Here is a 24,996-nt window from a genome sequence, read left to right as displayed (position 1 = left end):
TCGGACGTCGCGTCGAAGGAGCAGCTCATGGCCAACGTCGTACGTGCCGCACTGGTTCAGGCCACCTGGACCGGCGACACCGAGTCCATGGTGGCGAAACACGAGGAGCACGCCCGCGAGGCGGCTCGCCTGGGCGCGAGGATCATCGGGTTCCAGGAGGTCTTCAACGCCCCCTACTTCTGTCAGGTCCAGGAGCCGGAGCACTACCGCTGGGCCGAGCCGGTGCCCGACGGGCCCACCGTGCGGCGGATGCGGGAGCTGGCCCGCGAGACCGGCATGGTGGTCGTCGTCCCCGTCTTCGAGGTCGAGCAGTCCGGCTTCTACTACAACACCGCCGCCGTGATCGACGCCGACGGCACCTACCTCGGCAAGTACCGCAAGCACCACATCCCCCAGGTCAAGGGCTTCTGGGAGAAGTACTACTTCAAACCCGGCAACCTGGGATGGCCCGTCTTCGAGACGGCCGTCGGCAAGGTGGGTGTCTACATCTGCTACGACCGCCACTTCCCGGAGGGCTGGCGACAACTGGGCCTGAACGGAGCGCAGTTGGTCTACAACCCCTCCGCCACGCACCGAGGTCTGTCCTCCTACCTGTGGCAGCTGGAACAGCCCGCCGCGGCCGTCGCCAACGAGTACTTCGTCGCCGCCATCAACCGGGTGGGGCAGGAGGAGTACGGGGACAACGACTTCTACGGGACGTCGTACTTCGTCGACCCGCGCGGCCGGTTCGTCGGCGAGGTGGCCAGTGACAAGGACGAGGAACTCGTCGTCCGGGACCTGGACTTCGACCTCATCGACGAAGTGCGGCAGCAGTGGGCCTTCTACCGCGACCGCCGTCCCGACGCCTACGAAGGGCTGGTGCAGCCGTGAACGACCTCTACTCCCGCCACCGCGGTGTCCTGCCCGACTGGCTGGCCCTCTACTACGACGAGCCGCTGGAACTCACCCACGGCGAGGGCCGCCATGTGTGGGACTCCGACGGCAACAAGTACCTGGACTTCTTCGGCGGCATCCTCACCACCATGACCGCGCACGCCCTGCCCGAGGTGACCAAGGCGGTCAGCGAGCAGGCCGGCCGGATCATCCACTCCTCGACCCTCTACCTCAACCGGCCGATGGTCGAACTGGCCGAACGCATCGCCCAGTTGAGCGGCATCCCGGACGCCCGCGTCTTCTTCACCACCTCCGGCACCGAGGCCAATGACACCGCCCTGCTGCTCGCCACCACCTACCGGCGCAGCAACACCGTCCTGGCCATGCGCAACAGCTACCACGGCCGCTCCTTCAGCGCCGTCGGCATCACCGGCAACCGCAGCTGGTCCCCGACCTCGCTGTCCCCGCTGCAGACCCTGTACGTGCACGGCGGCGTCCGTACCCGCGGACCCTTCGCCGAGCTGGACGACCGCGCGTTCATCGACGCGTGCGTGGAGGACCTGAAGGACGTCCTCGGGCACACCCGCCCGCCGGCCGCGCTGATCGCCGAGCCCGTCCAGGGCGTCGGCGGCTTCACCTCCCCGCCGGACGGGCTGTACGCGGCCTTCCGCGAGGTGCTGAACGCCCAGGGAATCCTGTGGATCGCCGACGAGGTGCAGACCGGGTGGGGCCGCACCGGCGACCACTTCTGGGGCTGGCAGGCGCATGCCCGCAGCGGCCCGCCGGACATGATCACCTTTGCCAAGGGCATTGGCAACGGCGCGTCCATCGGCGGGGTGATCGCCCGCGCCGAGATCATGAACTGCCTGGACGCCAACAGCATCTCGACGTTCGGCGGCACCCAGATCACCATGGCCGCCGGCCTCGCCAACCTCACCTACCTCGTCGAACACGACCTGCAGGGCAACGCCCGGCGCGTCGGCGGACTGCTCATCGAACGGCTGCGGGCCGTCGCGGCCCAGCTGCCGGGTGTGCGGGAGGTGCGCGGGCGCGGTCTCATGATCGGCGTCGAACTGGTCAAGCCGGGCACGGACGAGGCCGATCCGCAGGCGGCCTCCGCCGTCCTGGAGGCGGCCCGCGAGGGCGGCCTGCTGATCGGCAAGGGTGGCGGCCACAACACCAGCGCCCTGCGCATCGCCCCGCCGCTGTCACTGACCGTCGCGGAGGCCGAGGAGGGCGCGGCGATCCTCGAACGCGCGCTGAGGAGCACGTACTAGAGAACGGGTGTACCACCATGACCACCACCTCCGTGACCTCGCACAACGGCTTCGAACCCGCCCTCTCCGTCCGCCAGGTGCTCACCCTGGAGCGGGTGCAGGCCGGGGAGCCCGAGGTGGTGGCCGGGGCCGGGCAGCTCGACCGGCCCGTGCGCTGGGTGCACGTCGCCGAGGCCGCCGACGTCGGCGTGATGCTCACCGGCGGCGAGATGGTGCTCACCACCGGTGTGCTGCTCGCCGGTGACGAGGCCAAGCAGGTCGAGTACATCCAGTCCCTGCACCGGGCGGAGGCCGCGGCCGTCGTGCTCGGGCTCGGCCGGGCCTTTCCCGCGCCGCCCGAGGTGATGCGCCGGGCCGCCGAGCGGTGCGGGCTGCCCATGGTCGTCCTGCACCGGCCCTTCCCCTTCGCCGAGTTGACGGAGGAGGTCCAGTCCCGGCTGGTGCGGCGGAAGTTCGCCGCCGTGAGCCTGTCGGAGACCGTACGGACCGCCCTCACCGGGCTGATCACCGCGGGCGCCCCGCTGCAGCGCCTGCTCGACGAGGTCGCCCAGCACAGCGGCTGCCCGGTCGTCGTCACCAACCTCGCCCACCGCGTCCTCGCCACGGCCGGGGAGCGGCCCGCGGTGGACGACGTGCTGCGCGACTGGGAGCGGATCGCCCGGCAGGCCGGCGGCAGCGTGGGCGACGGCTGGATCCACGCCGAACTCGGCGGACGCGGGGAGCGCTGGGGCCGGCTGCTGCTGTGCGGGTACCGGGGCGACACGGCCACCGGGCGGCTGCTCGCCGACCGGGCCGCCGAGGCCCTGGTCCTGCACCGCATGCTCGGCGGCGGCTCCGCCCACACCTGGGAGGAACAGTCCGCGCAGAGCCTGGTGACCGACCTGGTCTCCGGAGTCGTACCGGCCAGGCAACTGCTGCCCCGGGCGCGGGCGGCCGGGCTGCCGGTGAACCGGCGGACCTTCGTGCCCCTCGTCGTCCCGGGCGGGGAGCCGGGACAACTGGAGCGGACACTGCGAGTGTTGGGCCTTTCCGGGCTGGTCGCCGAGCTGGCCGACGGCGCCACCGCCGTACTGCTCAGCCTCGCCCGCGACCAGCAGGCCGAGGCACTGACCGCGCACTTCGCCGCCCGGCTGCGGACCGAGACCGGCCTGCCGAACACGGTGGTCGCCGCCGCCGACCCGCGCACCGACTGGGACGACGTGCCGGCCGGGCTGCGCGAGGCACAGCATGTCGCCGACGCCGTGGCCGACTCGTCGGGCGCCCTCGACCTGCCGGCCGTCGTACGCCTGCGGGACGTCCATCTGCGCGGCCTGATCCGGCTGCTCAGGGACGACCCCCAGGTGCAGTCCTTCGCCGAGCGCGAGCTGGACGGACTGCTGTGCGGGGCCGACCAGGAGCTGCTGAACGTGCTGCGCACCTTTCTGGCGACCGGGCGCAACAAGTCCCGTACCGCCCAGCTCCATCACGTCTCCCGGCCCGCCCTCTACCGGCGCCTGGAGGCGATACAGACCCGTCTCGGCGTCGACCTCGACGACTTCGAGCAGGCCGCCTCCGTGCACATCGCGCTCCTCGCGCACGACGCGCAACAGGGGTGAAACATGCTACGACCTGGGAAAACGGCGGTGAAACATGGGCTCGCAGACGCGTGACACGGTGGCACGCCGACCGCCCGCAGACGTGACACGCTGCCACTCAAAGGCTCCCTCGCGGCTTTCTAGGCTCACCGGACACCGAGCTACCGGAGGTCCCGATGAGCCGAGTGATCCGTGCCGCCCTGTTCCAGACGGCCTGGACCGGCGACAAGGAATCGATGATCCAGGTCCACGAGCAGGCGGCCCGCGACGCGGCCGCGCAGGGCGCCCAGGTGCTGTGCTTCCAGGAGCTGTTCTACGGCCCCTACTTCTGCCAGGTCCAGGACAAGGCGTTCTACGAGTACGCCGAGCAGATCCCGGACGGCCCCACCGTCAAGCGCTTCCAGGCGCTCGCGAAGGAGCTGGGCATCGTCCTCGTCCTGCCGATGTACGAGGAGGAGCAGCCGGGGGTCCTGTACAACACCGCGGCCGTGATCGACGCGGACGGCTCCTATCTTGGCAAGTACCGCAAGACCCACATCCCCCAAGTCCAGGGATTCTGGGAGAAGTTCTACTTCCGGCCCGGCAACAGCGGCTGGCCCGTCTTCGACACGGCCGTCGGCAGGATCGGCGTGTACATCTGCTACGACCGCCACTTCCCGGAGGGCTGGCGGGCGTTGGGTCTCGCCGGTGCCGAGATCGTCTTCAACCCGTCGGCCACCTCGCGCGGTCTGTCCCGCTACCTGTGGCAGCTGGAGCAGCCGGCGGCGGCCGTCGCCAACGAGTACTTCGTGGGCGCGATCAACCGGGTCGGCGTGGAGGACCTGGGCGACAACGACTTCTACGGAACGACCTACTTCGTGGACCCGGAGGCCCAGTTCGTCGGCGAGGTGGCGAGCGACAAGGAGACCGAACTCGTCGTACGCGACCTGGACCTGGCCAAGCTCCGCGAGGTCCGCGACCGCTGGCAGTTCTACCGCGACCGGGCCCCGGGGGCGTACACGCCGCTGACCGCACCCTGACCACACCGTCCACCCTGGCAGGAGAGGGACCATGAGCAGCCGTACCGTCATCCGCGGTGGTCTCGTCATCACCGCGTCCGACGAGATCCACGCCGACGTGCTGATCGAGGACGGCCGCATCGCCGCCCTCGCCGCCTCCGGCACCCCCGCCGCCGAGGCGTTCACCGCCGAGCGGGCCATCGACGCCACCGGGAAGTACGTCATCCCGGGCGGCGTCGACGCCCACACCCACATGGAGCTGCCGTTCGGCGGCACCTTCGCCTCCGACACCTTCGAGACCGGCACCCGCGCCGCGGCCTGGGGCGGGACGACCACGATCGTCGACTTCGCGGTGCAGAGCGTCGGCCACACCCTGCGCGAGGGCCTGGATGCCTGGCACGCCAAGGCCGAGGGCAACTGCGCGATCGACTACGCCTTCCACATGATCGTCTCCGATGTGAACGACGAGACGCTCAAGGAGATGGACCTGCTGGTCGAGGAGGGGGTGACCAGCTTCAAGCAGTTCATGGCCTACCCGGGCGTCTTCTACTCCGACGACGGCCAGATCCTGCGCGCCATGCAGCGCTCCGCCGACAACGGCGGGCTGATCATGATGCACGCCGAGAACGGCATCGCGATCGACGTCCTCGTCGAACAGGCCCTGGCGCGGGGCGAGACCGACCCGCGGTACCACGGCGAGGTGCGCAAGGCCCTCCTGGAGGCCGAGGCCACCCACCGCGCCATCCGGCTCGCGCAGGTCGCCGGGGCGCCCCTGTACGTCGTGCACGTCTCGGCCATGGAGGCGGTCGCCGAGCTGGCGCGGGCCCGGGACGAGGGGCTTAACGTCTTCGGCGAGACCTGTCCGCAGTACCTGTTCCTGTCCACCGACAACCTCGCCGAGCCCGGCTTCGAGGGCGCCAAGTACGTCTGCAGCACGCCCCTGCGGCCCAGGGAGCACCAGGCCAAGCTCTGGCAGGGCCTGCGCACCAACGACCTCCAGGTGGTCTCCACCGACCACTGCCCCTTCTGCTTCGTGGGCCAGAAGGAGCTGGGCCGCGGCGACTTCTCCAAGATCCCCAACGGTCTGCCCGGCGTCGAGAACCGCATGGACCTGCTGCACCAGGCCGTCGTCGACGGGCACATCTCCCGCCGCCGCTGGATCGAGATCGCCTGCGCCACCCCGGCCCGTATGTTCGGCATGTACCCGAAGAAGGGCACCATCGCCCCGGGCGCCGACGCCGACATCGTCATCTACGACCCGCACGCCGAGCAGGTCATGTCCGCAACTACGCACCACATGAACGTCGACTACTCGGCGTACGAGGGCAGGCGGACGACCGGCCGGGTCGAGACCGTGCTCTCGCGCGGCGAACCCGTCATCACCGAGCGGGAGTACACCGGACACGCCGGGCACGGCGCCTACACCCCGCGCTCCACCTGTCAGTACCTCACCTAGGAGTGGCGCACCATGGACTTCGGACTCGTCCTGCAGACAGACCCGCCGGCCTCCCGTGTCGTCAGCCTGATGAAGCGGGCCGAGCGCAACGGCTTCTCGTACGGCTGGACCTTCGACTCCGCCGTGCTGTGGCAGGAGCCGTTCGTGATCTACAGCCAGATCCTCGCCAACACCTCGAAGCTGACGGTCGGCCCGATGGTCACCAACCCGGGCACCCGCACCTGGGAGGTCACCGCCTCCACCTTCGCCACTCTGAACGACATGTTCGGCAACCGCACCGTCTGCGGCATCGGCCGCGGCGACTCGGCGATGCGCGTCGCCGGCCGCAAGCCCAACACCCTGGCCCGGATCAGCGAGGCCATGAAGGTCATCCGGGCCCTCGGCCGCGGGGACGAGGCCGACCTCGGCGGTACGGTCGTCAGGTTCCCGTGGATCAGGCCGGGCGCCGAACTCCCCGTGTGGATGGCCGCGTACGGACCCAAGGCGCTCAAGATGACCGGCGAGGAGGCCGACGGGTTTATCCTCCAGCTGTCCGACCTGTACCTGACCGAGTACATGGTGAAGGCCGTGAAGGACGCGGCCGTCGCCGCAGGCCGTGATCCCTCCGAGGTGACGATCTGCGTGGCCGCGCCCGCCTACGTCACCGCGGACGACTCTCCCGAGGCGCTCGCCCACGCGCGCGACCAGTGCCGTTGGTTCGGCGGCATGGTCGGCAACCACGTGGCCGACCTGGTCGCCAAGTACGGCGAGCACTCCGGCCAGGTCCCCGACGAACTCACCGACTACATCAAGGCCCGCGAGGGGTACGACTACTCCCACCACGGGCGCAGCGACAACCCGGACACCGAGTTCGTGCCCGACGAGATCGTCGACCGGTTCTGCGTCATCGGGCCGGCCGAGAAGCACATCGAGAAACTCACCGCACTGCGCGAACTGGGCGTCGACCAGTTCGCGGTGTACGACATGCATGACGCCCAGGAGGCCACCATCGACGCCTACGGCGCGACGGTGATCCCGGCCGTCAACGCCTGACCGCAGCACACCGGTTGATCTCCCCCTTCCCGCCGTCCCGGGAAGGGGGCCAGGGCGCTTTCCCCTCACCCCGGGGCCGGGCGCACCCCCCTCGGAGCCACCCGCACGGCCTTTCCCCGTCCCACCCCTCTGTTCGATTGGCCTGCCCATGACCGACACCGCTCCCACGGCCATACCGCCGACCGCTCAAGTCACCCGTGCCGACGGCCGGGTGGAGATCGCCCCTGGTTCGCCGCAGCCCAGCGGCCCCTACGCCAACGAGGACCTGCTCCCCGTCCCCGTGGCGAAGCGCACCTGGACGACGTACAACTTCTCCGCGCTGTGGGTCGGCATGGCACACAACACGGCCTCCTGGACCCTCGCGTCCGGGCTGATCGCGGTGGGCATGGACTGGAAGCAGGCCGTCTTCACCATCGCCCTCGCCAACCTGATCGTCCTCGTCCCGATGCTGCTCACCGGGCACGCGGGACCCAAGTACGGCATCCCCTTCCCGGTCTTCGCCCGCGCCTCCTTCGGGGTGCGCGGCGCCAACCTCCCGGCCGTCGTACGGGCGTTGGTGGCCTGCGGCTGGTTCGGCATCCAGACCTGGATCGGCGGCGAGGCCATCTACTTCCTGGCCGGCAAGCTGATCGGCGACAGCTGGGCGAACGCCTCGCACATCGGCGGCTACGCCTGGACCATGTGGCTGTCGTTCGCGATCTTCTGGGTGATCCAGGTCACCATCATCCACCGGGGCATGGAGACCATCCGCCGCTTCGAGAACTGGGCCGCGCCCTTCGTGCTCGTCGGCGCGTTCGTGATGCTGTGGTGGATGAGCAGCAAGGCCGGCGGTGTCGGGCCGCTGTTCGACCAGCCCTCCAAGCTGGGCTGGGGCGGCGACTTCTGGAAGCTGTTCTGGCCGTCACTCATGGGAATGATCGGCTTCTGGTCCACGCTGAGCCTGAACATCCCCGACTTCACCCGATACGGCAAGAGCCAGAAGGCCCAGACCTGGGGGCAGGCCCTCGGTCTGCCGACCACGATGACCCTCTTCGCCTTCCTCTCCGTGCTCGTCACGTCCGGCTCGCAGGCGGTCTACGGCAAGCCGGTCTGGGACCCGGTCCAGCTCGCCGCCAAGACGGACAACGTGGTCGGCCTGCTCTACGCCCTGGTCACCGTGCTAGTGGCGACCCTCTCCGTGAACATCGCGGCCAACCTGGTCTCCCCGGCCTTCGACTTCTCCAACGTCGCGCCCCGCAGGATCAGTTTCCGCACCGGCGCACTGATCACCTCGGTCCTCGCCGTGCTGATCTTCCCGTGGAAGCTGTACTCCGACCCGCAGGGCTACATCTTCACCTGGCTCGGCCTGGTCGGCGGACTGCTCGGCACGGTCGCGGGCATCCTCGTCGCCGACTACTGGATCCTGCGCCGCACCCGTCTCGCCCTCGCCGACCTGTACCGCGCGGGCGGCCGCTACTGGTACACCGGCGGCTGGAACTGGCGGGCCGTGGTCGCCTTCGTGGCCGGCGGCGTCCTCGCGATCGGCGGAGCGGACTTCCATCCACTGATCGACGGCCGTCCCGTCCCGGCGCTCAAGTCCCTCGCCGACTACGGCTGGGCGGTGGGCCTCGGCACCTCGCTCGTGCTGTACCTGGCGCTGACGCTGCTGACCGGGCGGCGGGAGGAGGCGGCGGAGGCCGTCTGAGCGAGGGCCCGTTCCGGCGCCCGGTGTGCCGGGTGCTGTCGGCGGTGGGGCGTACCACCGGGAGGCGACGAGTCCTGCCGTGGTGCGCCCCGCCCCCGTGCCCCCGGTCATTCGGCGGACGAGCCTCCGGGGCAGGTGTCGACCGCGGCCACGGCCTCGGCCTGGGCGAGCCGGACCGTGATCTCACCGGTGTCCGTCCTCACGAGCAGACGTCCGGCGGCCGTGCGCACCGGCTCGCCGCACACGTCCCCGGACGGGATGCGGACCAGGATCCGGGGGCCGTCCTTCTCGGGGCCGTACCAGGTCAGCGCCACCCCCGTGACGAGCATCGCACCGCAGGCGATGGTGAGTACGACCCCACGTGCGAGGGCCCGTACCGTGCGGCGGGTCTCCATGTGGTCGCCCAGGTGCAGCGCGGTGGCCGCGGCGGGAACGCCGGCGGGCAGCCGGACACCGGTGGGCGACCCGTGCGCCGCCCGGAGCAGCAGCAGCGCGCCGAGCGTGCCGAACACCAGGCACAGCAGCAGCGCACCGCCCACCAGGGCGTCGTACGGTGAGGCCAGTTTCCCCACGTCGGTACGGCCCTTGATCAGGCCGAAGCTGAGCAGTCCGACGAAGAGGGCCGCGAGCCCGCCTCGCCACGCGAGCGCCGCCTCCCGGGCGCGGGCCAGCTCACCGGCGAGCAACTCCCTGGTCAGCCGCCCCGCCTGGCGGTCGGCGGGGGTCGCGGGAGGGCCGGGCCTCACCTGCCACCCCGGTGTCATGCGCGTTCCATGAGAACGTTCCAGTAGGCGCCGCACCCCTTCTCCTCGGGCGGACGCCCAGGGTGTTCGGCCTGGCACTCGCAGAGCACCGGGACGTGCGTCGGCCGGGGCGACCGGCGCGGGGAGCGGAAGACCCGGTCGGTGTGCGTGTAGCTGAACGTGCAGTCGCAGCGCGGACACCGGCCGTGCAGCACGGCCACTCCGTCGTCCGCGGCCTCCACCCGCAGGCCGGTCGTGTAGCGCGCCGCGTAGTCGTCCCGCGTCGTCTCCACATACGGTTCGAGGGCGCCGGGCGCCGTTGCGGAGTCCGTCACCGCATCCCTCCTTCCCGGAGCCTTCCCGGACGTACGCGACCTCTCGTCGCAACAGGGCACCCAGCATGGCGACTTCCTCCGCCCGGCGCCACGGCCGTGGTCGGGCGCGCCCCGAACACGCCCGCCCGGGAGACTCATCGGCCCCCAACTCCGCACGGATCGGGCGGAATCCGTCCGGGAACCGGGCGTTGTCCGGCAGGATGCCGAGGAGGCGCGCGACAACCGGCCGCCGGACCGGGGGAACGGGCACCATGACGGCGGAGGGGATGACGCATGAGTGATGCCGGGGACGTACCAGCTGCCGACCGCGCCGCCGCCTTGCTCGGGCGCACGGCCGGGATCTCCGTCCCGCTCGACCCGGACGAGTACGAGGGGACCCGGGGGCCGGAGCTCGATGAACTGGTCGGTGAACTGGAGCTGCTCCAAGTCGAGTTGAGGCACAGTCAGGACTGTGCGGCGACGGCCGTGCTGGTGGAGGCACGTCTTGGGAGATGCCTCGCCGTGAGGTTCGGTCTGGAGGGCGCCCTCGCCGACCGGGAGCGGGCGGTGCGCCTGCTGGACGGGGCCCGTACCTCGGCCCTGCTCGGCCACGAGGACCGGGAGGCCGCGCGCCGGGACCTGGTGTGCCTGCTCGGCTCACGACTGGTGCGGCTGAACCGCGAGACAGCGCCCGGATCCCAGAGCCAGTGGACCATCGACCAGCTGACGTCCATGCTCGCGGTCGGAACCCCCCTCACACAGGGCGGTTCGGGCATGGTGGAGGACACCGGTCTGCTCGTACGGCTGCTGCTCGAACGCGAGCAGGAGGGCATGACCCCCGCAGACCGTGACAACCTGCGGGGTCTGGGCGCGTTGACCGAGGCGCTGCTGAAGGGCGACACGGACGCGGTCGTCGGCGGGGCCCGGCACCTCCTCGCCACCATGCCGGGCATGGCATTGCCGCCGCCGCTCGCCGCCCTGATGCCGTCGATGTTCTCCATGATCGAGGACACCCTCGGGGAGTTCCCGGACGCGGTCCCCACGGGCGCCGTGCCGGCCGACGACCCGGACGACGCACGGGACGTCCAGCACGTCCGGACCCAGCTCCTCGCCCTGACCGAGGTGATGTCACCCGGAACCATCGCGCCGCACGAACTGCCCAGGCTGCTGGCCGAACTGTCCGGAGAGCGGGATTCCGCAACCGGGGAGGAGGGCGGGGCACCCCTGCCGTCCAGGATGATCGCCGCTCTCTTCCACGGCGCCCTCGCCGCCCGTACCGGAGACCTGGAGGGGTTCCGGGAAGCGTTCCGGCTGATGCACGAGGCGCATGCCAAGGGGGAACTCGACAGCCGCGTGCACGCCGAATGGCTCCGCACCGTGGTGCCCGGACTGCTTCTCGCGGCCGCCCTCACCGGCGGCAGCCTGCAGGACGAGGACATGGCCCGGGCCCTGCTCGAGGCGCAGCAGTGGGACGACGACCCCGCGAGCGGCATCGCCGCCTCCCTGCGCCTGTGCGGGGAGACCGTCCGGCTCAACGAGAAGCTGATGTCCGCCCTGGACAGCGGCGACGACGCGGCCGTGGAGGACGTCATCGACGCGCTGTGCGAACTGGAGCTGGACGAGACCTACGACGACGCCGAGGAATGGACCGGCGCCCTGCTCGGCTTCGTGCTCGGCAGCGCCTATCTGGGCCGCGTCGTGCTCGCCCCGTCGGCGCACGACAGGACGGACCACCTGCGCGCGGCCGCACACCACCTGCGGCGGGCCGTGGAGACGTCGGTGGACATGCCCGCCCTGCGCGGCGTCCTCGACAGCACCTGGGCCCCGCTGATCACGCTGACGGCGATCGCCGAGTCGGACCCCAGCCGTATCGCCGAGGGCGTGCGGCGCACCAGGAAGGCCCTGGAGAGCCCCGGATTCACCCCCGACTGGCGGCCCAGGTCGCGCAGCGGCATCGCCATCGCCCTGGACACCCTGCACATACTCACCGGAGACCCCGGACCGCTCGACGAGGCGATCGCGGAGCTGGAACAGGCCCTGACGGAACTGCCCGACGGCACGCCCAGCGGCGCCCGCCTCACCTGGGACCAGGCCGTGCTCCGCGCCAAGCGCGCCACCCTCCGGGCGGGCACGCCCGACGCCGACGACGAGCTGCGTGCAGCCGTCGGCCTCGCCCGCACCTCGCTGAGGCTCGCCGCCGACGACGTACTCCTCCAGCAGGGCGTCCGCCGCGGCCTGCGCATCGCGCGCGCGGCAGCCGACCGGGGCCGCGGCGCGGCCTTCTGGGCGCTGCGCGCCGGGCTCACCGATGAGGCGATCGCGTGTCTGGAGGCGGGCCGTTCCCTGGTGCTCGGCGCGGCGGCCGTCTCGGCGGGCATCGCCGACCGTCTGGCGGCCCTCGGCGAGACCGAACTGGCCGAGCGCTGGCGCAGCGCCGCCGCCGACCGCTCCTGGGACCGGACCGAGGACCGCTCCCTCCTGGAGCTGGCGGCCGCGGCGGGCACGGGCACCGGCCTCCCCGGTGACCTGCGGGACCGCTCCCCGCTGGAGGTGCTGGCCGAAGCGGGCGCCGGCGCCTCCGATCTCCCCGGCGATCTGCGGCGCCGTTCCCTGGACGTGCTGCGCGGGCAGGGCGACGCCGACGTACAGCCGGTGTTCGCCTCCGTGAGCGACCTGCGCGCCGGACTGGCGGAGACGGGAGCGGACGCGCTGCTGTACCTGGTCCCCGGCGTCGACGGCCCGGACGGTGCCGTCCTGCTCGTCACCCGCGACGGCCCCGTCGAGGCGCTGCCCCTGCCCGGCCTCGCCCCCGCCGGCCGCGGACCCGTGGCGGAGTACCTGGAGGCCGGTGCGCACCGGCAGCGCCTGGAGGCCGCCGCCCTCGACAGCGACGACACCGTCAACCCGAGGGACATCCAGCGCGCCGAGCGGCGCTGGCTCGGCGCCCTGGACCGGATGTGCGAGTGGGCCGGCGACGTACTCGGCCCCGCACTGGACCACCTCGGCGTCTGGGGCCGCGCCCTGGGCGAGGCCGGCTTCCTCGGCACCTCGGACGGCGCCGTCGGCCACCGGGCCGTACGGCTGGTCCTGGTGCCCTGCGGCGAACTCGGCGTCGTGCCCTGGCAGGCGGCCGTCCTGCGCCCGCCCGCCTCCCACGGCGTGCCGCGCGCGGTGCGGGCCTGCGAGGTCGCCGTCCTCACGCACGCCGCGTCCGGCAGGGAGTTCCTGCGCGCCGCGGCCCGAAGGCGCATGGAGCCCGCCGACCGGCCGGCCCTGGTGTTCCACGGGACGGACGACCTGGAGTGGGCCGAGGACGAGATCGAGACGCTGGCCGAGGTCCACTACCCGCGGGCCGTGATCCACCGCCCCGACGACGACCCCGCCACCCCGGAGACGGTGCTGGCCCTGCTCGGCGGCCGGGCAGCCGTCCCCGCCTCCCTGGTGCACATCGCCTGTCACGGGCTCGCGGGTCCCGACCCGACCCGGTCGGCCCTCCAACTGGCCGCGCCGGCCGAGGCCGCCTCCGGTGGGGCCCTCACACTGAGCACCCTGCTGGAGACACCCGCCGAGGGCGACGCCTTCCGGTCGGCCGGGCCGCTGGTCGTCTGCGGCGGCTGCGAGACGGACCTCACCACCCGCGACCACGACGAGGCCCTGACCGTCACCTCGGTCATGGTGCACCGGCTGGCCGCCGACGCCGTCGGCTCCCGGTGGAAGGTCGACGACATGCGGTCCGAGGTGCTCATGCTCGTCCTGCACGACGCGCTCGCCCGGGGACTCGCCCCGCCGGACGCGCTGCGCGCCGCCCAGCGCTGGATGCTCGCCCCGCCCGACGAGCGGCCGGCCGTCCGCGGTCTTGCGGGCGTCTCCGCCCGCCGCCTCGCGGAGGACCTCCGGGACCGGCCCGACACCTGGGCGGCCTTCGTCCACCACGGCAACCCGGCACCGGCGGCGCGTTCCGCCCGGCCCGAGGAAGGAGAACGCGTATGACGTCGGAGGAGCTGCTCAGGCTCCTGGAGAGTCACTGGACCACCGTCATCACCGGGCTCGACGACGACGACCTGGAACTGCTCTCCCGCACCTTGCGCGAGATGAAGGAGGAGGCCGCAGCCGGGAACCCGCCGGGTGTCGCGCGCGCCGTACGACGGCTGCGGCGGACGTTGTCCGCGCTGCCGCCCGACCACCCGGTGTCCGAGGCGCTCGGCGGCCACCGCTACGCCTCCGGCACCCACGAACTGCCCAGCCTCACCACGATCGACGCGGTGATCGGCGTGCTCGGCACCCCGCCGCCCGACCCCGGTGAACTGCTGCGGGCGGCCCGCCGGCGGCTCCTCGCCGCACCGGCGCTGACCGAGGACGAACACGCCGCGCTGCACGGCGGTGCGGACACACCCGCCGGCCTGATCAGACTCCGCGACCCGGACCACGGATTCCGCTATCCGCGCTTCCAGTTCAGGGCCGGCACGACCGAACCGCTGCCCGTCGTCCGCCGGATCAACGAACTCCTCCGGGCGGACCGGGACCCCTGGGGAGCCGCCGACTGGTGGCTGGGCGGCAACCGGTGGCTGGGTGGCGTCCCCGCGGACCTGCTCGGCGTCCTGCCCGACGAGGAGCTGGAACGCGCCGCCGCCGAACTCGTGGGGGCGCTCTGATGGTGGGTCAGCTTCCGCCCAAGGGCGTCGTGATGAAGCCGGTGGTCACCGTGGTGCCGGCGGGCACCCTCGTGTGGCGGTGCCATGACGAGGAGTACGCGGCCGGCGAGTTCAACCCGAGGGTCGCGCACGAGTTCTTCAAGGGCAGCCGCTTCGACCCCACCGAGAAGGATCCGTACCCCTACCTCTACGCGGCCCTGGACCCGGTCACCGCGCTGTCCGAAGTACTGCTGAGGTCGGTCGAGTTCAGCGACGGCAGCGGGGTGCGGCAGATTCCGTGGGCGCAGGCGTCCCGGTACGCCCTCTCGGCCGTCCGCACCACGGCCGACCTCACCCTGGTGGACCTCACGACCGCCGAGGGGCTGGCCGCCGTCTGGCAGGACGGCTGGCTGATCGACACCGACGAGTACGCGGGTACCCGCTACTGGGTCCGGGTGATCCGGGAACACAGCAGCGAAGTGCAGGGCCTGTGGTGGACGTCCAAGCGCTGCAGGCCGCGCCCGGCGTTCCTGCTGTTCCAGGACCGCTGCCCGGACCGCCCGCTCGACCCGCGCCCGCAGGAGCGCCTCCGGCTGGCGTCGACTGACGACGTGCGCAAGGTCAACAGGCTGCTGGCACCGCTGCACGCGGTCATCTCCGTCCCGGAGGGGTGAGCGGACACAGCGACGGCAGATGACGCAACGCCGAGGCCCCGACCCGGATCAGCGGGTCGGGGCCTCGGCGTGACCGGCGCACCGGGCCGGCGTCCAGCGGCCGTTCAGCGGTCCCGGGCCGGTTCGCGGCGGGCCGACGACGGCAGCAGCGGCCAGTTCCGGGACAGGCGCATCGCCGACTCCGTCACGGCGGGATCCTTCGACGCCGTCATGACCCCGTCCAGATACGAATAGGCGGCGGCCTCGTACAACTGGCGGGCCGAGTCCATCCGCTCCCGCGCGGCCTCCCGGCGGGCCTGCTGCCGGTCCTCGGCCGTCTCCTGGGCGGCCCGCGCCCGCTCGGTTGCGGCGACGCTGTCCTCGTGCCGACGCAGCAGCCCCGCACGCCGCTCCACCGCCGTGCGGAAGGCGTCGAGGAAGGGGTGTTCCCGGAACAGGCCGAGCATGAATCCGACACCGCCCGAGAGCAGGAGCAGGGCGCAGAACAGCCAGGTCACCGTCTGCGTCGACAGGTGCAGTCGGTCCACCAGGGTCGTGGTGTCGCCGGCCGAGGCGCCGAGCCCGCTGAAGCCGTCGGCCCCGGCGGCAGGGGCCGGGCTGTCGTGCTGGGTCACGAACTTGGCGCGGAGCAGGCCCAGCGCCCAGGTCAGACCGCCCCACACACCGAGCAGCCCGACAGCCGGCAGCCACCCGCGGCGCGGCGATCCCGTCGCCGCCCGCCACCGCAGCATGAGCCCCGACAGGTGCGGCAGGATCAGCATGATGACGGCGGACGAGATCGCCAGACCGCCGGACATGAAGTCCCCGCCCGTGCTGCCGACCCCGTGGAACGGCTGGTACGCGACCCAGTAGATCGGCACCTCGACGGCCATGATCACGACGAGCAGGGCCCAGGTCATCCACCGGGGCAGACCGGGGCGGGTCTGCAGCCCCTCCCAGCCGTAGCTCGACGCGGTGTCGCGGGTCTCGGCGCGCGCGGCACGGTACACGTCCCGCATCGCCGCGGAGGCCGTCCCGTCCGGAGCGGCACCGGTCGTGGACACCGACTGCCAGTCGTCGCCGCCCTGGTCCGCCGCCGCGTCATTGCCGGCCGCCGGCTGATCCGGTTCCTCCTCCCGGAGGCCGGGTTCCGCCGCGCCCCGGGAACCGGGAGCCCGTGGCTCGGCCGCCTCCGGGAAGCGGGCCTGGAGCCAGCGTTCCTCCACCCGCTCGCGCAGACTGTCCCGGAAGCGGAGCCAGCGCGCCGAACGGACCGCGAGCAGATCCAGCTGGCGGCGAGCCGTCTCGATCTCCTGCTGGGTCTCGCGCAGGCGCTCGACCAGGATCCTGGTCTCGGCCTCACCGGCCGTCACCTCGGAGCCCGACCGGGCGTCCAGGAGGCGTGCCTCCTCCTCCTGGAGGTTCAGCCCCTCCTCGATCCGGTGGACCACGGCCTCCCGCACGGACGCAAGTTCCGCGAAGTACGGCACCCGGTCGCCGCTGTTGAGCACCCACGGGTCCAGCGTCCTGCGCCGGGCGGCCTTCCGGCCCTTGCTGCGGGCGTCCCGCAGGAGTGCGCGCTGGCCCCGGTCGTCGATGACCAGGGGCAGCCGACTGGTGCGCCTGCCGTCCGCGGCGGGCCCGGGCCGGGTGCCGGTGCCCGGCTGCGCGGTCCGGCCCGTGAACGGCAGATAGCGGGCGATCCGCCGCCGACGCGGTTGCGGCTCGTCAGCGCTTGTACTTGTTGTCGACATGTGCTTTGGCCCTCCCCTCCAGTGCCTCGGTCCAGAAGGACGCGAAGTCGTCGGCCTCGCTGGGCTTCGCCTTGTACTGCATGCCGAGTCCGACGGGGAAGACGTCCATCCCCTTGATGCCGGGCAGGCCGCGCTTGTCGACGAGCGAGTCGATGACCTTGTCGCGCGCGGCCTTGGTGGAGATGTCCTGCCGCGACAGATGGAACTCCGGGTCGGCCTGGTCGAAGTCGCTCACGACGAGCAGCTTCGGCGCCGGACCGTCGGTGGGGACGGACTCCCCGATGCGGGTCAGCGCCCCCCACACGTCCGAACCGTTCTGCGTGCGCGCGCACTTGAGCTCGGCGAGGGCCGCGACCGCGGCATTCCGCTGGGCGTTGGCGCGCTGGACCTTCTGGTCGGTGGTCGCGTCGTGCGGCGGGTCGAGGTCCACCTCGTCCTGTCGGCAGGACGAGCTGCGCGAGGAACGGGTGATGGGGGCGAAGTCGAGGGTTCCGCACTTCTGGTCGGAGAGGAACCCGATGAGGCTGTCCTTCAGCTTGGCCTCCGAGTCGAATCCCTCCTTCACCGCGGCGGCCGACCCCGAACCGTCGACGACCAGTCCGCAGGGCGTGGTGAGGGCTTCCTCCTGCTTGCTGCAGGACACGAGGGCGCCGAGCGCACACACCAACGGGACGAAGACGGCGAGCCGGCGGGCGGCGCGGACGGTGGACCGACGACCGGTCCGGGCCGAGTGCTGCACGATGATGGTCCTTGGCCTTCCTGGAAGACGATGAGCGGTGATCACCTGCGGATGCCGTTCGAGGCATCGCCGTGGCGCGCCGGGCCCGAACGGCCGCGCGCGGACTGGTGGTCGAGGATGTGCAACGCCTGTGCGACCGCCGAGGGGTCGGCGTCGCGCCCCGGCGTCTGCGGGCCGTACCAGCGGTCGCTCAGCAGTCCGTCGTCGAGGCGGGCCCAGGTCCCGTCCAGGGCGATCTCTCCGGGCAGCCACCCGGTGGGCCGCTGCCCGCTGACCTGGTCGCCCTTCCGGGCCCGGGCCCAGGCGGCGTCCCAGTAGCAGGCGAGCAATTGGTTCGCCTCATCGGCGAGTTGCTGGGCCTGTGCGCGGCAGACGGAGGCGGCCGAGCGCCACTCCCCGACCCACTCTCCGTACCGGGCGAGCGCGGCCGGAGTCGGCTCCGTGCGCTCGGTGTACTGGGTCACCACCCGCACCGACTCGCTCTGGATGCGGACGTGCAGCGCCCGGTGCGACTTCAGCGTGCGGGACCGCAGCCGTGCGGTGCTGTGCCGCACCTGTGCGCGCAGGCCCAGGACATAGGGCGGCAGGCTGTCGTCGGAAGGCTCGCTTCCGGTAAAGGCGTCCGCCAGTAATTCCCGCAGACCGTCCGCGTCCCGACGGCCGTGGAACCGGGCGCGTACCGAGGAGAGGTACCCAGCTCTCAACCGTCGGACCCGGACACCTATTCGACCTTTGCTGATCATTTCGAAAGATCCCCCATTCCTCGCGCGCGGTCCGGGTGGGAAGGCGCCGCGATGGGGGAGAGAGTAGCGGAGCAAAACCCACGGAGGGATGGGGATTTCAAGGAAATCGATCACTCTCTTCGGGAGTTCCGGAAAACAACCGGATCCCGCCCGGCGGACAGCCGGACGAGGGCCTTCCGGCAATTGCGGGCGCACATCGGCGCACTGGATACTCCAAGCCGGTGCGAGGAGGAGATGCCGTGGAAATGCGCCTCGATGGGACCCACTACCCGTTGGAAACGCTGGGCCCGGGGAAGCGGCTCGGCGTCTGGTTCCAGGGCTGCTCGCTGGCCTGCGCCGGGTGCATGTCCCGGCACACCTGGGACCCGGAGGCCGGGACGGTCACCACCGTCTCCGAGGTGCTCGCGCTGTGGCAAGAGGCCCTCGCCGACGGGGCGGACGGCCTCACGGTCAGCGGCGGCGAGCCCCTGCAGCAGGCGGCGGCGCTCGCGGAACTCCTGGCCGGCGCGGCGCGCCTGAGGGACGAGGCCCGGCGGCACGTGGGGAGCGCCGGGCCCCGTTCCCCCGACCTGCTGGTGTACACGGGTTACGAGCACGAGGAGCTGACGCCGGAGCGGCGCCGGGCCCTCGCCGGCGCGGACGCCGTGATCACCGGCCGGTTCCGGGTCGCCGAGCCCACCCGGCTGGTCTGGCGCGGCTCGGCGAACCAGCGGATCATCGCCCTGACACCGCTCGGCGCCGCCCGCTACGCCCCGTACCTGGCCGCGGAGTCGGCCGGACCGCGCCTGCAGGTCGGCGCCGGCGACGACCGGGAGCTGCGGCTCTACGGAGTGCCGCTGCGCGGGGAACTCGCCGAGATGGAACGCATGCTCAGGCAGGCCGGGGTGGCCTTCACCGAGCGGAGCTGGCGGCCATGAGAATACGGGCGTGGCTCTCCTCGGGCGTGACCACCAGCACCGACCAGGAGGGGTCCCGGCGCAGCTCCTGCCCGACCGCGCCGAGCAGTCCGCGTGCCGCGGTCTCGACGGACAGGCCGCCCCGGCCGGTACCCATCAGCGGAAAGCAGATCGAGGACATCGGCAGCGACAGGAAGTCGGCCTCGCGGCGCGCCAGTTCGAAGGACGCCCGCACCGCCTCGGCCAGCACGGCGGGTGTCACGTGGTAGCGCTCGCCGTCGCCGACCGGGGCCGCGATCGCCGCGTGATGGATACGCCGTACCCCCTGCGCGGCCAGCGCGCCGGAGGACGTGGCCACGACCGTGCCCGGCCGCACGGGCACGCCGGACCGGCCGTGCGTCCGCAGCCACACACCCAGTTCACGGGCGAGGACGTCGTCCACGATCTCGCCCGAGGCGTCCCGCAGCGCGGCGGCCCGCCGCAGCGCCCCGGACACCGTGGAGCGGAAGGTCTTGGACATCTCCAGGAACGTGTTCTCCGAGGAGACCAGGATGTCCACGTCCCGCACCAGCTCGATCGGACACACCCGGACCGTGATCCGGCCCGCCTGTGCGGCGGCTCCCGGCCGGGCGCCCGGGTGAGGGGGACGCCGGGGCGGGACACCGGCGGCGGCAGGTGTCGCGTGCGCCGGGGGTGTCGTCGTCAGGGCCGGCAGCTCCTGCGGGCCGCCCGCCCAGGCATCGCCGGTCCGCGGGCCGGCGGTCTCCCGCACGCACGCCTCCCGGGCCACGGCCAGGACCGCCTCCGCGAGTTCGGCGACGACGTCGCGTTCCTGGCTCTTGCGGAAGCGCTCGGTGGTCACCCCGTAGACACCCGCCGCGGCCTTGCGCCGGTCGGTGCCGGGGACCCCGCGGCGGGCGGGGAAGATCCCGAAGGTGTGCGCGGCCGCGCGGGCCAGCGGATCACAGGAGTCGTCGTCCCGTACGGGGTGCCCACCGGCCAGCCGGCGCACCGCCGCCCCCAGCAGATCCTCGATGCCACTCTGTTCGTCCTGTTCCCCGGTGCACAGACCGGCCGCGACGGCCGCCTCGCGCAGCGAGTCCCTGGCGCAGTGGCGCAGCCCGGGCAGACCACGACGCCTCAGTTCCCGAAGTTCGTCTACGAGACTTTCGTGCGAGGGCAACGGGTGCATGATGCACATCGTAGTCCCGGCGGGTTAATCGCTGAAGATCCGGGAAACTCCCCGTCGCACGAAGGGATTTCGGATATCTTCATCGTCCCGCGACTTGCGCATCGGGCCGATTCGTTCTGCGCCGTGCCCCCGTGGCGCACCCAGCGCGTTTCCCGGAAGGTCGGAAGTCGATGAGCACGCCGCCCACCCGAGTCGTCCCCGTCGAGGACGGCGGGTTCGCCCATGCCCGGGCCGTGGAGACACGTCCGGTCCTCTCCGACGTGCCCCCTGAACTGGCCGACAGGTTCCCGCTCGTCGCCGTACTGTCCGGCGCGCGGCGGCCCGCCGAGGCCGTGGTGCTGAGGGTGCGTGACCTGACCGCCCGTCACGGAGCGGACGAGATACCCCTGGTCCTCAAGTGGTACCACCGGCTGCACGCCCCCGGGCCGGACGTCGAGCTGGCGCTCGGGGAACTCGGTGAGCAACACGCTCCCCACCTGGAACGTCTCCTGGAGACCGGCGAGGCGCACGGACACCCCTGGCACCTGTACTGGTCGCACGGCGAGGAGACCCTCGAGAGGTACCACGCCGACCACCCCGAGGGGTTACGCCCCGAGGTCGTGAAGAGCTTGGTGAACCAGCTGTACGACGCGGTCACCGCCCTGCACGAACGGGGCGTCGTCCACCGGGACATCACCCCCGACAACATCATGGTGCAGACCCGCCGAGCCGATACGGCAGATCTCGTCCTCATCGACTTCGGCGCCGCCGTCCACCGGCCCGACGAGGCCGAGGAGCCCCGCACCGACTGGCGTGGCAAACCCCTCTATCTCGCGCCGGAGGCAGGGCTGCTGCGGCAGACCGTCTCCGAGGCCGGCGACTGGTGGTCGCTCGGCATGGTGATCGCCCAACTGGCCCTCGGCAGACACCCCATCGACTTCCGTCGCGACGAGGAGGTGCTGGCGGAGATCGCCACGCACGACCCCGACCTCCGTGACATCGGGCACCGAAGGACCCGCCGGCTCTGCGAGGGCCTGCTCACCCGGGCGCCCGAGAAACGCTGGCACGCCCGGCAGGTACGGGACTGGCTGGACGGAAACGACCCCGACGTCGCCCCGCGCACCGACGAGCGTGTCTTCGGCGACGACACGCCGCGCCCCGTGATCCGGCCCTTCCCGTTCATGGGACAGGAGTTCACCGGGACCGACAGGCTGGCGCTCCATCTGGACCAGAACCCCGTCTCCGCGGAACGCATGCTGGCCGCCGACGACGACCGGGCCCGACTCGTCCACTGGCTGGGCCAGTTCGAGACCATCGGCGACCGCAGCCCCGAGGAGCTGAACCGACTCGCCGCCCTGCGGGCCGAACTGGCGCAACCGCCGTCCGTCGCCGCTCTGGTACAGCTCCTGAACTGGCTCGGTCCCGGCCTCGACGTCTCCTGGCACGGGGCGGACCTGGATGTGCGGAGCATGCGCCTGCTGTGCCAGGGAGCCAGGGACGGGAACGCCGACGCCGTGGCCCTGATCCGGTACCTGGCGGAGCAGCCCGCCGTCCTGACCGGACTCGCCCAGCGGCCGGGCGGCCGCGGACTCGACGAGACCGACCGCACCTGGCGCGCCCTGCGCGCCCGGTGGGAGCCCACGGTCCGGGAGCTTTTGCGGGGCCACGAGACCAGCAGGGTCCGCGGAGCCCGGGCGGCCCTGCGGCAGACCGTGGCCGTGGACGCCTGGCTCCTGCAGCTGGCGCGCGAACCGGAACGCACCGGGAGCCGGCTCACCGACGCGGTGCTGCGCAGGCGCGCGCAGTTCCCGGAGCGCGTTCCCTGGTTCGACGCACTGCTCGACGCCCAGGGGGACGACCTGCGCCTGCTCGCCGCCCACCTCCTCTGCGACCTCGCGCAGACCGCGGCGCAAGAGCTCAGGCAGCGGCGCGTCGTCCAGGAGACCGAGCGGATGCTCGCGGTGGACCAGGACGGGCTCCTCGCCGTACTGCGGCGGCTGGACCGGCTGCCCACCCTGGGCTGGGCCCTGCTCGGCGCCACGCTGGTCACGGCCCCCTGGACCTTCGTCATCGGCCTGGCCGACGTGCTGGGCCGCGCCTCCCAGGACGCGGTCGTGACGGCCTGGCTGGAGGCACTGCCCGCGGCCGCGTTCGTCTTCGCGGTGGAGCTGTGGACCGCCGTGTACATCGGCCCGCCCTTCTACCACCCGGAAAGATCGCTGGCAGGCCTCCTGATCCGCAACGCGGAGCGCCCCGGCCGGATGGCGCGCACCCGGGCCGGCCGCTTCATCACGGCGGCGCTGCTGATGCTCGCCGTCTTCCTGGGCTTCTACGCGATCGCCCGCGCGCCCTGGGTGTGGCCGCTCGCCTCGGCCGTCGCCGTCGCCGTGTGGAGCGTGCGCCGCTGCCTGGCCTGGCGGCGTCTGCGGCGGCCGCGCGACCCCGAGTCCGAGTGGAGCCTGCGCCGTCTCCTGGCCTGGTGGCGCGGGCGTCATGAGCGCCGGAGGCTGCGGGCGGGCGAGCGGCCGCCCTGGTGGAGCCCGCGCCGTCTCCTGCTCTGGTGGCGCGGGCGTCATGAGCGTCGCAGGCTGCGGGCGGGCGAGCGGCCGCGCGACCCGCGGCCCGAGTGGAATCTGCGGCGCCTTCTGGTCTGGTGGTGGCGCGGGCGACACGAGCGCCGGAGATGGCGGGCGGTCGACCGGAGGTCCCGGTGGAACCCGCTCCGATTCGTGGACCGGTGGCGCAGGTTCCGTGACCACCGGGAACGGCGGGCGGGCGGTCCGCAGTCCGCGACGACAGCCGAGACGAAGTCCGAAAGGACAGGAGGACAGGCATGAGTTCGGGTCTCGCCTTCCCGACGGTGAGCGCGGTGGCACCCGCCGTGACCTTCCCGCCGCCCCCGCCGCCCGTCGACCCCCAGGCGCTGCCGCACACCGGCATGCTCCACCTGCCCGACGCGGCCGGTCACGTCTCCTCCCATGTCGCCGACGCGGCCGGGCACGCGGTGCATCAGGCCGCCGACGCGGCGCTGCAGGTCCTCGGCTCGCTCAGCGGCGTCCTGCTCGCCGGCCGGGCCGCCCTGCTCGCCACCCGTGTCCTCGCCGCCGCGGCGGTACGGGCCGCGGAGGAGCAGCGCTGCCTGGAGCGCCAGCAGGAGCTGGCCGCGACGGCCGCCGAGCAGTGGAAGGCCGCCGCGTTCGCCGCCGTCCGGATCAACGCCCGCAGGCGCGCCCTGCTGGCGCGGGTGGCCCGGGCCACGGCCGCGGGCGGCCCGGCCGGAGCCCCGCCGCGCCCCGACCTGCCACCGCCCCTGGAGCCTGTCGGCGAGCGGCTGTGCGACCTGCGGCAGGAACTGGCCCGCAGCGAGGAGGCCGTGCGCCGCGCGGAGGAACGGCACGCGGAGTGGGAGCAGCAGCGGCTCGGCGCGGAACTGCGGCTGGACGACGAGGACGACGCCTGGCAGCGCGCCCTGCGCGAGAGCCGGCAGCGGGCACTGCTGCGGTTCTCCGAGCAGCGCACCGCCGAGGCCGAGGGACGAGAGAGTGTCCGGCCGGCCCCCGACCGGCGCCCGCAGTCCGGCCCGGACGCGGAGGAGGTCCGCCACGCCGGTGCGGAGATCCTCGGCGGGCTGGACCCGTACGCCGTCTCCGAGGCCGCCGAACTCGCCGCGGGGGCCGTCCGGCACGCCGTGCGCCGCGCGGCCGAAGACCCCCGCCGGGCGCGCATCCACCTCAACGAGGCACGCAAGTACGTCCGCGACGCCAACAAGGACGCGCGCACGACCCGGGAGGCCCAGGAACGCGCCGCGCTGCACTACGACTTCCTCGTCTACGAGTCCCCGGAGGGTGCCGAGGACCTCGCCCCGGCACCGGAGGCCGTGGAGCTGCTCCGGCGGACCCTGGAGGAGGGCGTCCCGCTGAGCCGGGACGAACTGGACCGGGTCGAAAGCGCCGTGGACGAGCGGCGCTGCGCGCTGGAGGCCATCTACGTCCGGGAGCAGTGCGCAGGCGCCGTCGAGGAACTGGCCAGGAGGTTCGGCGGGCGCACCGAGGCCGGCCGGCCCGAGGGGCAGGAGATCCGCCTCGACTGGACGCCGGACGGGTGGGAGCCCGATCACTGGCTCAGGGCGACCCTGGTCGGCGGCGCGCTGAGCGTGGCGACCATGTACCGCGGCGCCCCGGGGGAGCGGACACCCGAGCAGCGTGCCCTCGACGACTCCCGCTGCGCGGAGACCCACAAGCGGCTCGCCGAGTTCCAGCAGATCACCCAGGGGCTGGGACTGGGCCTCGAGTTCGAGGTACGGACCGATGGAGCGCTGCCTGGCGTGCTGGGGGAGGGCGCCGTCACGCTCGACGAGCTGCGCGGACAGGACACCGGCCGGCCGGCGGACATGCACCGGCAAGCTCCACGACACCGGACCGTCGACGGCGACGAACGCCGCTGAGACCACCACTGAGC

At 72.6% G+C, this 24,996-nt stretch carries 19 protein-coding genes; 13 read left to right on the top strand and 6 right to left on the bottom strand.

The features are described 5' to 3' along the window. Positions 1-27: 27 nt before the first annotated feature. From AC07DS_RS34000 to AC07DS_RS33970, 7 genes are all read left to right on the top strand, one after another. Entirely contained in the window at positions 28-870 is an 843-nt protein-coding gene (locus AC07DS_RS34000; RefSeq protein ID WP_145880822.1) for a nitrilase-related carbon-nitrogen hydrolase, read from the top strand. Beyond that, the gene (locus AC07DS_RS33995) at positions 867-2,150 is read left to right on the top strand and encodes an aspartate aminotransferase family protein (protein WP_479151588.1); all 1,284 of its coding nucleotides are present in this window, start codon (positions 867-869) and stop codon (positions 2,148-2,150) included. The genes AC07DS_RS34000 and AC07DS_RS33995 overlap by 4 nt, the downstream gene beginning before the upstream one ends. Positions 2,151-2,167: 17 nt before the next feature. Continuing rightward, complete coding sequence (locus AC07DS_RS33990) at positions 2,168-3,745, top strand: PucR family transcriptional regulator (RefSeq protein ID WP_479151586.1); 1,578 nt, start codon at positions 2,168-2,170, stop codon at positions 3,743-3,745. Between the two features lie 155 nt (positions 3,746-3,900). After that, positions 3,901-4,743 (top strand): nitrilase-related carbon-nitrogen hydrolase, encoded by an 843-nt coding sequence (locus AC07DS_RS33985; RefSeq protein WP_145880828.1) that lies wholly within the window; start codon positions 3,901-3,903, stop codon positions 4,741-4,743. A 31-nt stretch (positions 4,744-4,774) separates the two neighbouring features. Then, positions 4,775-6,178 carry a dihydropyrimidinase gene (gene hydA / locus AC07DS_RS33980; protein WP_479151584.1) on the top strand — a complete coding sequence of 468 codons (1,404 nt, stop codon included), beginning with the start codon at positions 4,775-4,777 and terminating at the stop codon, positions 6,176-6,178. A gap of 12 nt (positions 6,179-6,190) precedes the next feature. Next, positions 6,191-7,210 (top strand): TIGR03842 family LLM class F420-dependent oxidoreductase, encoded by a 1,020-nt coding sequence (locus AC07DS_RS33975; protein WP_479151582.1) that lies wholly within the window; start codon positions 6,191-6,193, stop codon positions 7,208-7,210. A 148-nt stretch (positions 7,211-7,358) separates the two neighbouring features. Continuing rightward, positions 7,359-8,894, top strand: coding sequence for an NCS1 family nucleobase:cation symporter-1 (locus AC07DS_RS33970; protein WP_479151580.1), 1,536 nt, complete (start codon positions 7,359-7,361; stop codon positions 8,892-8,894). A 107-nt stretch (positions 8,895-9,001) separates the two neighbouring features. On the opposite strand, the gene AC07DS_RS33965 is transcribed toward AC07DS_RS33970, so the two are convergent. Continuing rightward, entirely contained in the window at positions 9,002-9,658 is a 657-nt protein-coding gene (locus tag AC07DS_RS33965) for a hypothetical protein (protein ID WP_479151579.1), read from the bottom strand. Then, positions 9,655-9,972 (bottom strand): hypothetical protein, encoded by a 318-nt coding sequence (locus AC07DS_RS33960; protein WP_479151577.1) that lies wholly within the window; start codon positions 9,970-9,972, stop codon positions 9,655-9,657. Before AC07DS_RS33960 ends, AC07DS_RS33965 begins: the two co-directional genes overlap by 4 nt. A gap of 273 nt (positions 9,973-10,245) precedes the next feature. On the opposite strand from AC07DS_RS33960, the gene AC07DS_RS33955 reads away from it, so the two are divergent. The 3 genes from AC07DS_RS33955 to AC07DS_RS33945 are packed head-to-tail and all read left to right on the top strand — an operon-like array spanning position 10,246 to position 15,256. Then, positions 10,246-13,941 carry a CHAT domain-containing protein gene (locus tag AC07DS_RS33955; protein WP_479151575.1) on the top strand — a complete coding sequence of 1,232 codons (3,696 nt, stop codon included), beginning with the start codon at positions 10,246-10,248 and terminating at the stop codon, positions 13,939-13,941. After that, a complete protein-coding gene (locus tag AC07DS_RS33950) occupies positions 13,938-14,603 on the top strand; it encodes a hypothetical protein (protein WP_479151573.1) in 666 nt (221 codons plus the stop codon). The genes AC07DS_RS33955 and AC07DS_RS33950 overlap by 4 nt, the downstream gene beginning before the upstream one ends. Then, the gene (locus AC07DS_RS33945; protein WP_479151572.1) at positions 14,603-15,256 is read left to right on the top strand and encodes an RES family NAD+ phosphorylase; all 654 of its coding nucleotides are present in this window, start codon (positions 14,603-14,605) and stop codon (positions 15,254-15,256) included. Before AC07DS_RS33950 ends, AC07DS_RS33945 begins: the two co-directional genes overlap by 1 nt. A gap of 104 nt (positions 15,257-15,360) precedes the next feature. On the opposite strand, the gene AC07DS_RS33940 is transcribed toward AC07DS_RS33945, so the two are convergent. From AC07DS_RS33940 to AC07DS_RS33930, 3 genes are read right to left on the bottom strand one after another with little or no spacing between them, the layout of a single operon-like run. After that, the gene (locus AC07DS_RS33940) at positions 15,361-16,989 is read right to left on the bottom strand and encodes a hypothetical protein (protein WP_479151570.1); all 1,629 of its coding nucleotides are present in this window, start codon (positions 16,987-16,989) and stop codon (positions 15,361-15,363) included. Further along, the gene (locus AC07DS_RS33935; protein ID WP_479151568.1) at positions 16,964-17,728 is read right to left on the bottom strand and encodes a hypothetical protein; all 765 of its coding nucleotides are present in this window, start codon (positions 17,726-17,728) and stop codon (positions 16,964-16,966) included. Before AC07DS_RS33935 ends, AC07DS_RS33940 begins: the two co-directional genes overlap by 26 nt. 41 nt (positions 17,729-17,769) lie before the next feature. Continuing rightward, positions 17,770-18,432, bottom strand: coding sequence for a hypothetical protein (locus AC07DS_RS33930; protein WP_479151567.1), 663 nt, complete (start codon positions 18,430-18,432; stop codon positions 17,770-17,772). Between the two features lie 284 nt (positions 18,433-18,716). On the opposite strand from AC07DS_RS33930, the gene AC07DS_RS33925 reads away from it, so the two are divergent. Beyond that, positions 18,717-19,388: a 4Fe-4S single cluster domain-containing protein gene (locus AC07DS_RS33925; RefSeq protein WP_479151565.1), complete on the top strand. Its 672-nt coding sequence runs from the start codon at positions 18,717-18,719 to the stop codon at positions 19,386-19,388. Here AC07DS_RS33925 and AC07DS_RS33920 read toward each other — a convergent pair. Then, a complete protein-coding gene (locus tag AC07DS_RS33920; RefSeq protein ID WP_479151563.1) occupies positions 19,363-20,559 on the bottom strand; it encodes a macro domain-containing protein in 1,197 nt (398 codons plus the stop codon). The genes AC07DS_RS33925 and AC07DS_RS33920 overlap by 26 nt on opposite strands. Before the next feature lie 170 nt (positions 20,560-20,729). Here AC07DS_RS33920 and AC07DS_RS33915 point away from each other — a divergent pair, with 170 nt between their 5' ends. Further along, entirely contained in the window at positions 20,730-23,375 is a 2,646-nt protein-coding gene (locus AC07DS_RS33915) for a protein kinase domain-containing protein (protein ID WP_479151561.1), read from the top strand. Beyond that, positions 23,372-24,982, top strand: a complete 1,611-nt coding sequence (locus AC07DS_RS33910; protein ID WP_479151560.1) for a hypothetical protein — start codon at positions 23,372-23,374, stop codon at positions 24,980-24,982. Before AC07DS_RS33915 ends, AC07DS_RS33910 begins: the two co-directional genes overlap by 4 nt. Positions 24,983-24,996: the final 14 nt, after the last annotated feature.

The organism is Streptomyces sp. NPDC044064 (genome assembly GCF_056434245.1).
This window is presented reverse-complemented; position numbering and strand designations above follow the sequence as displayed.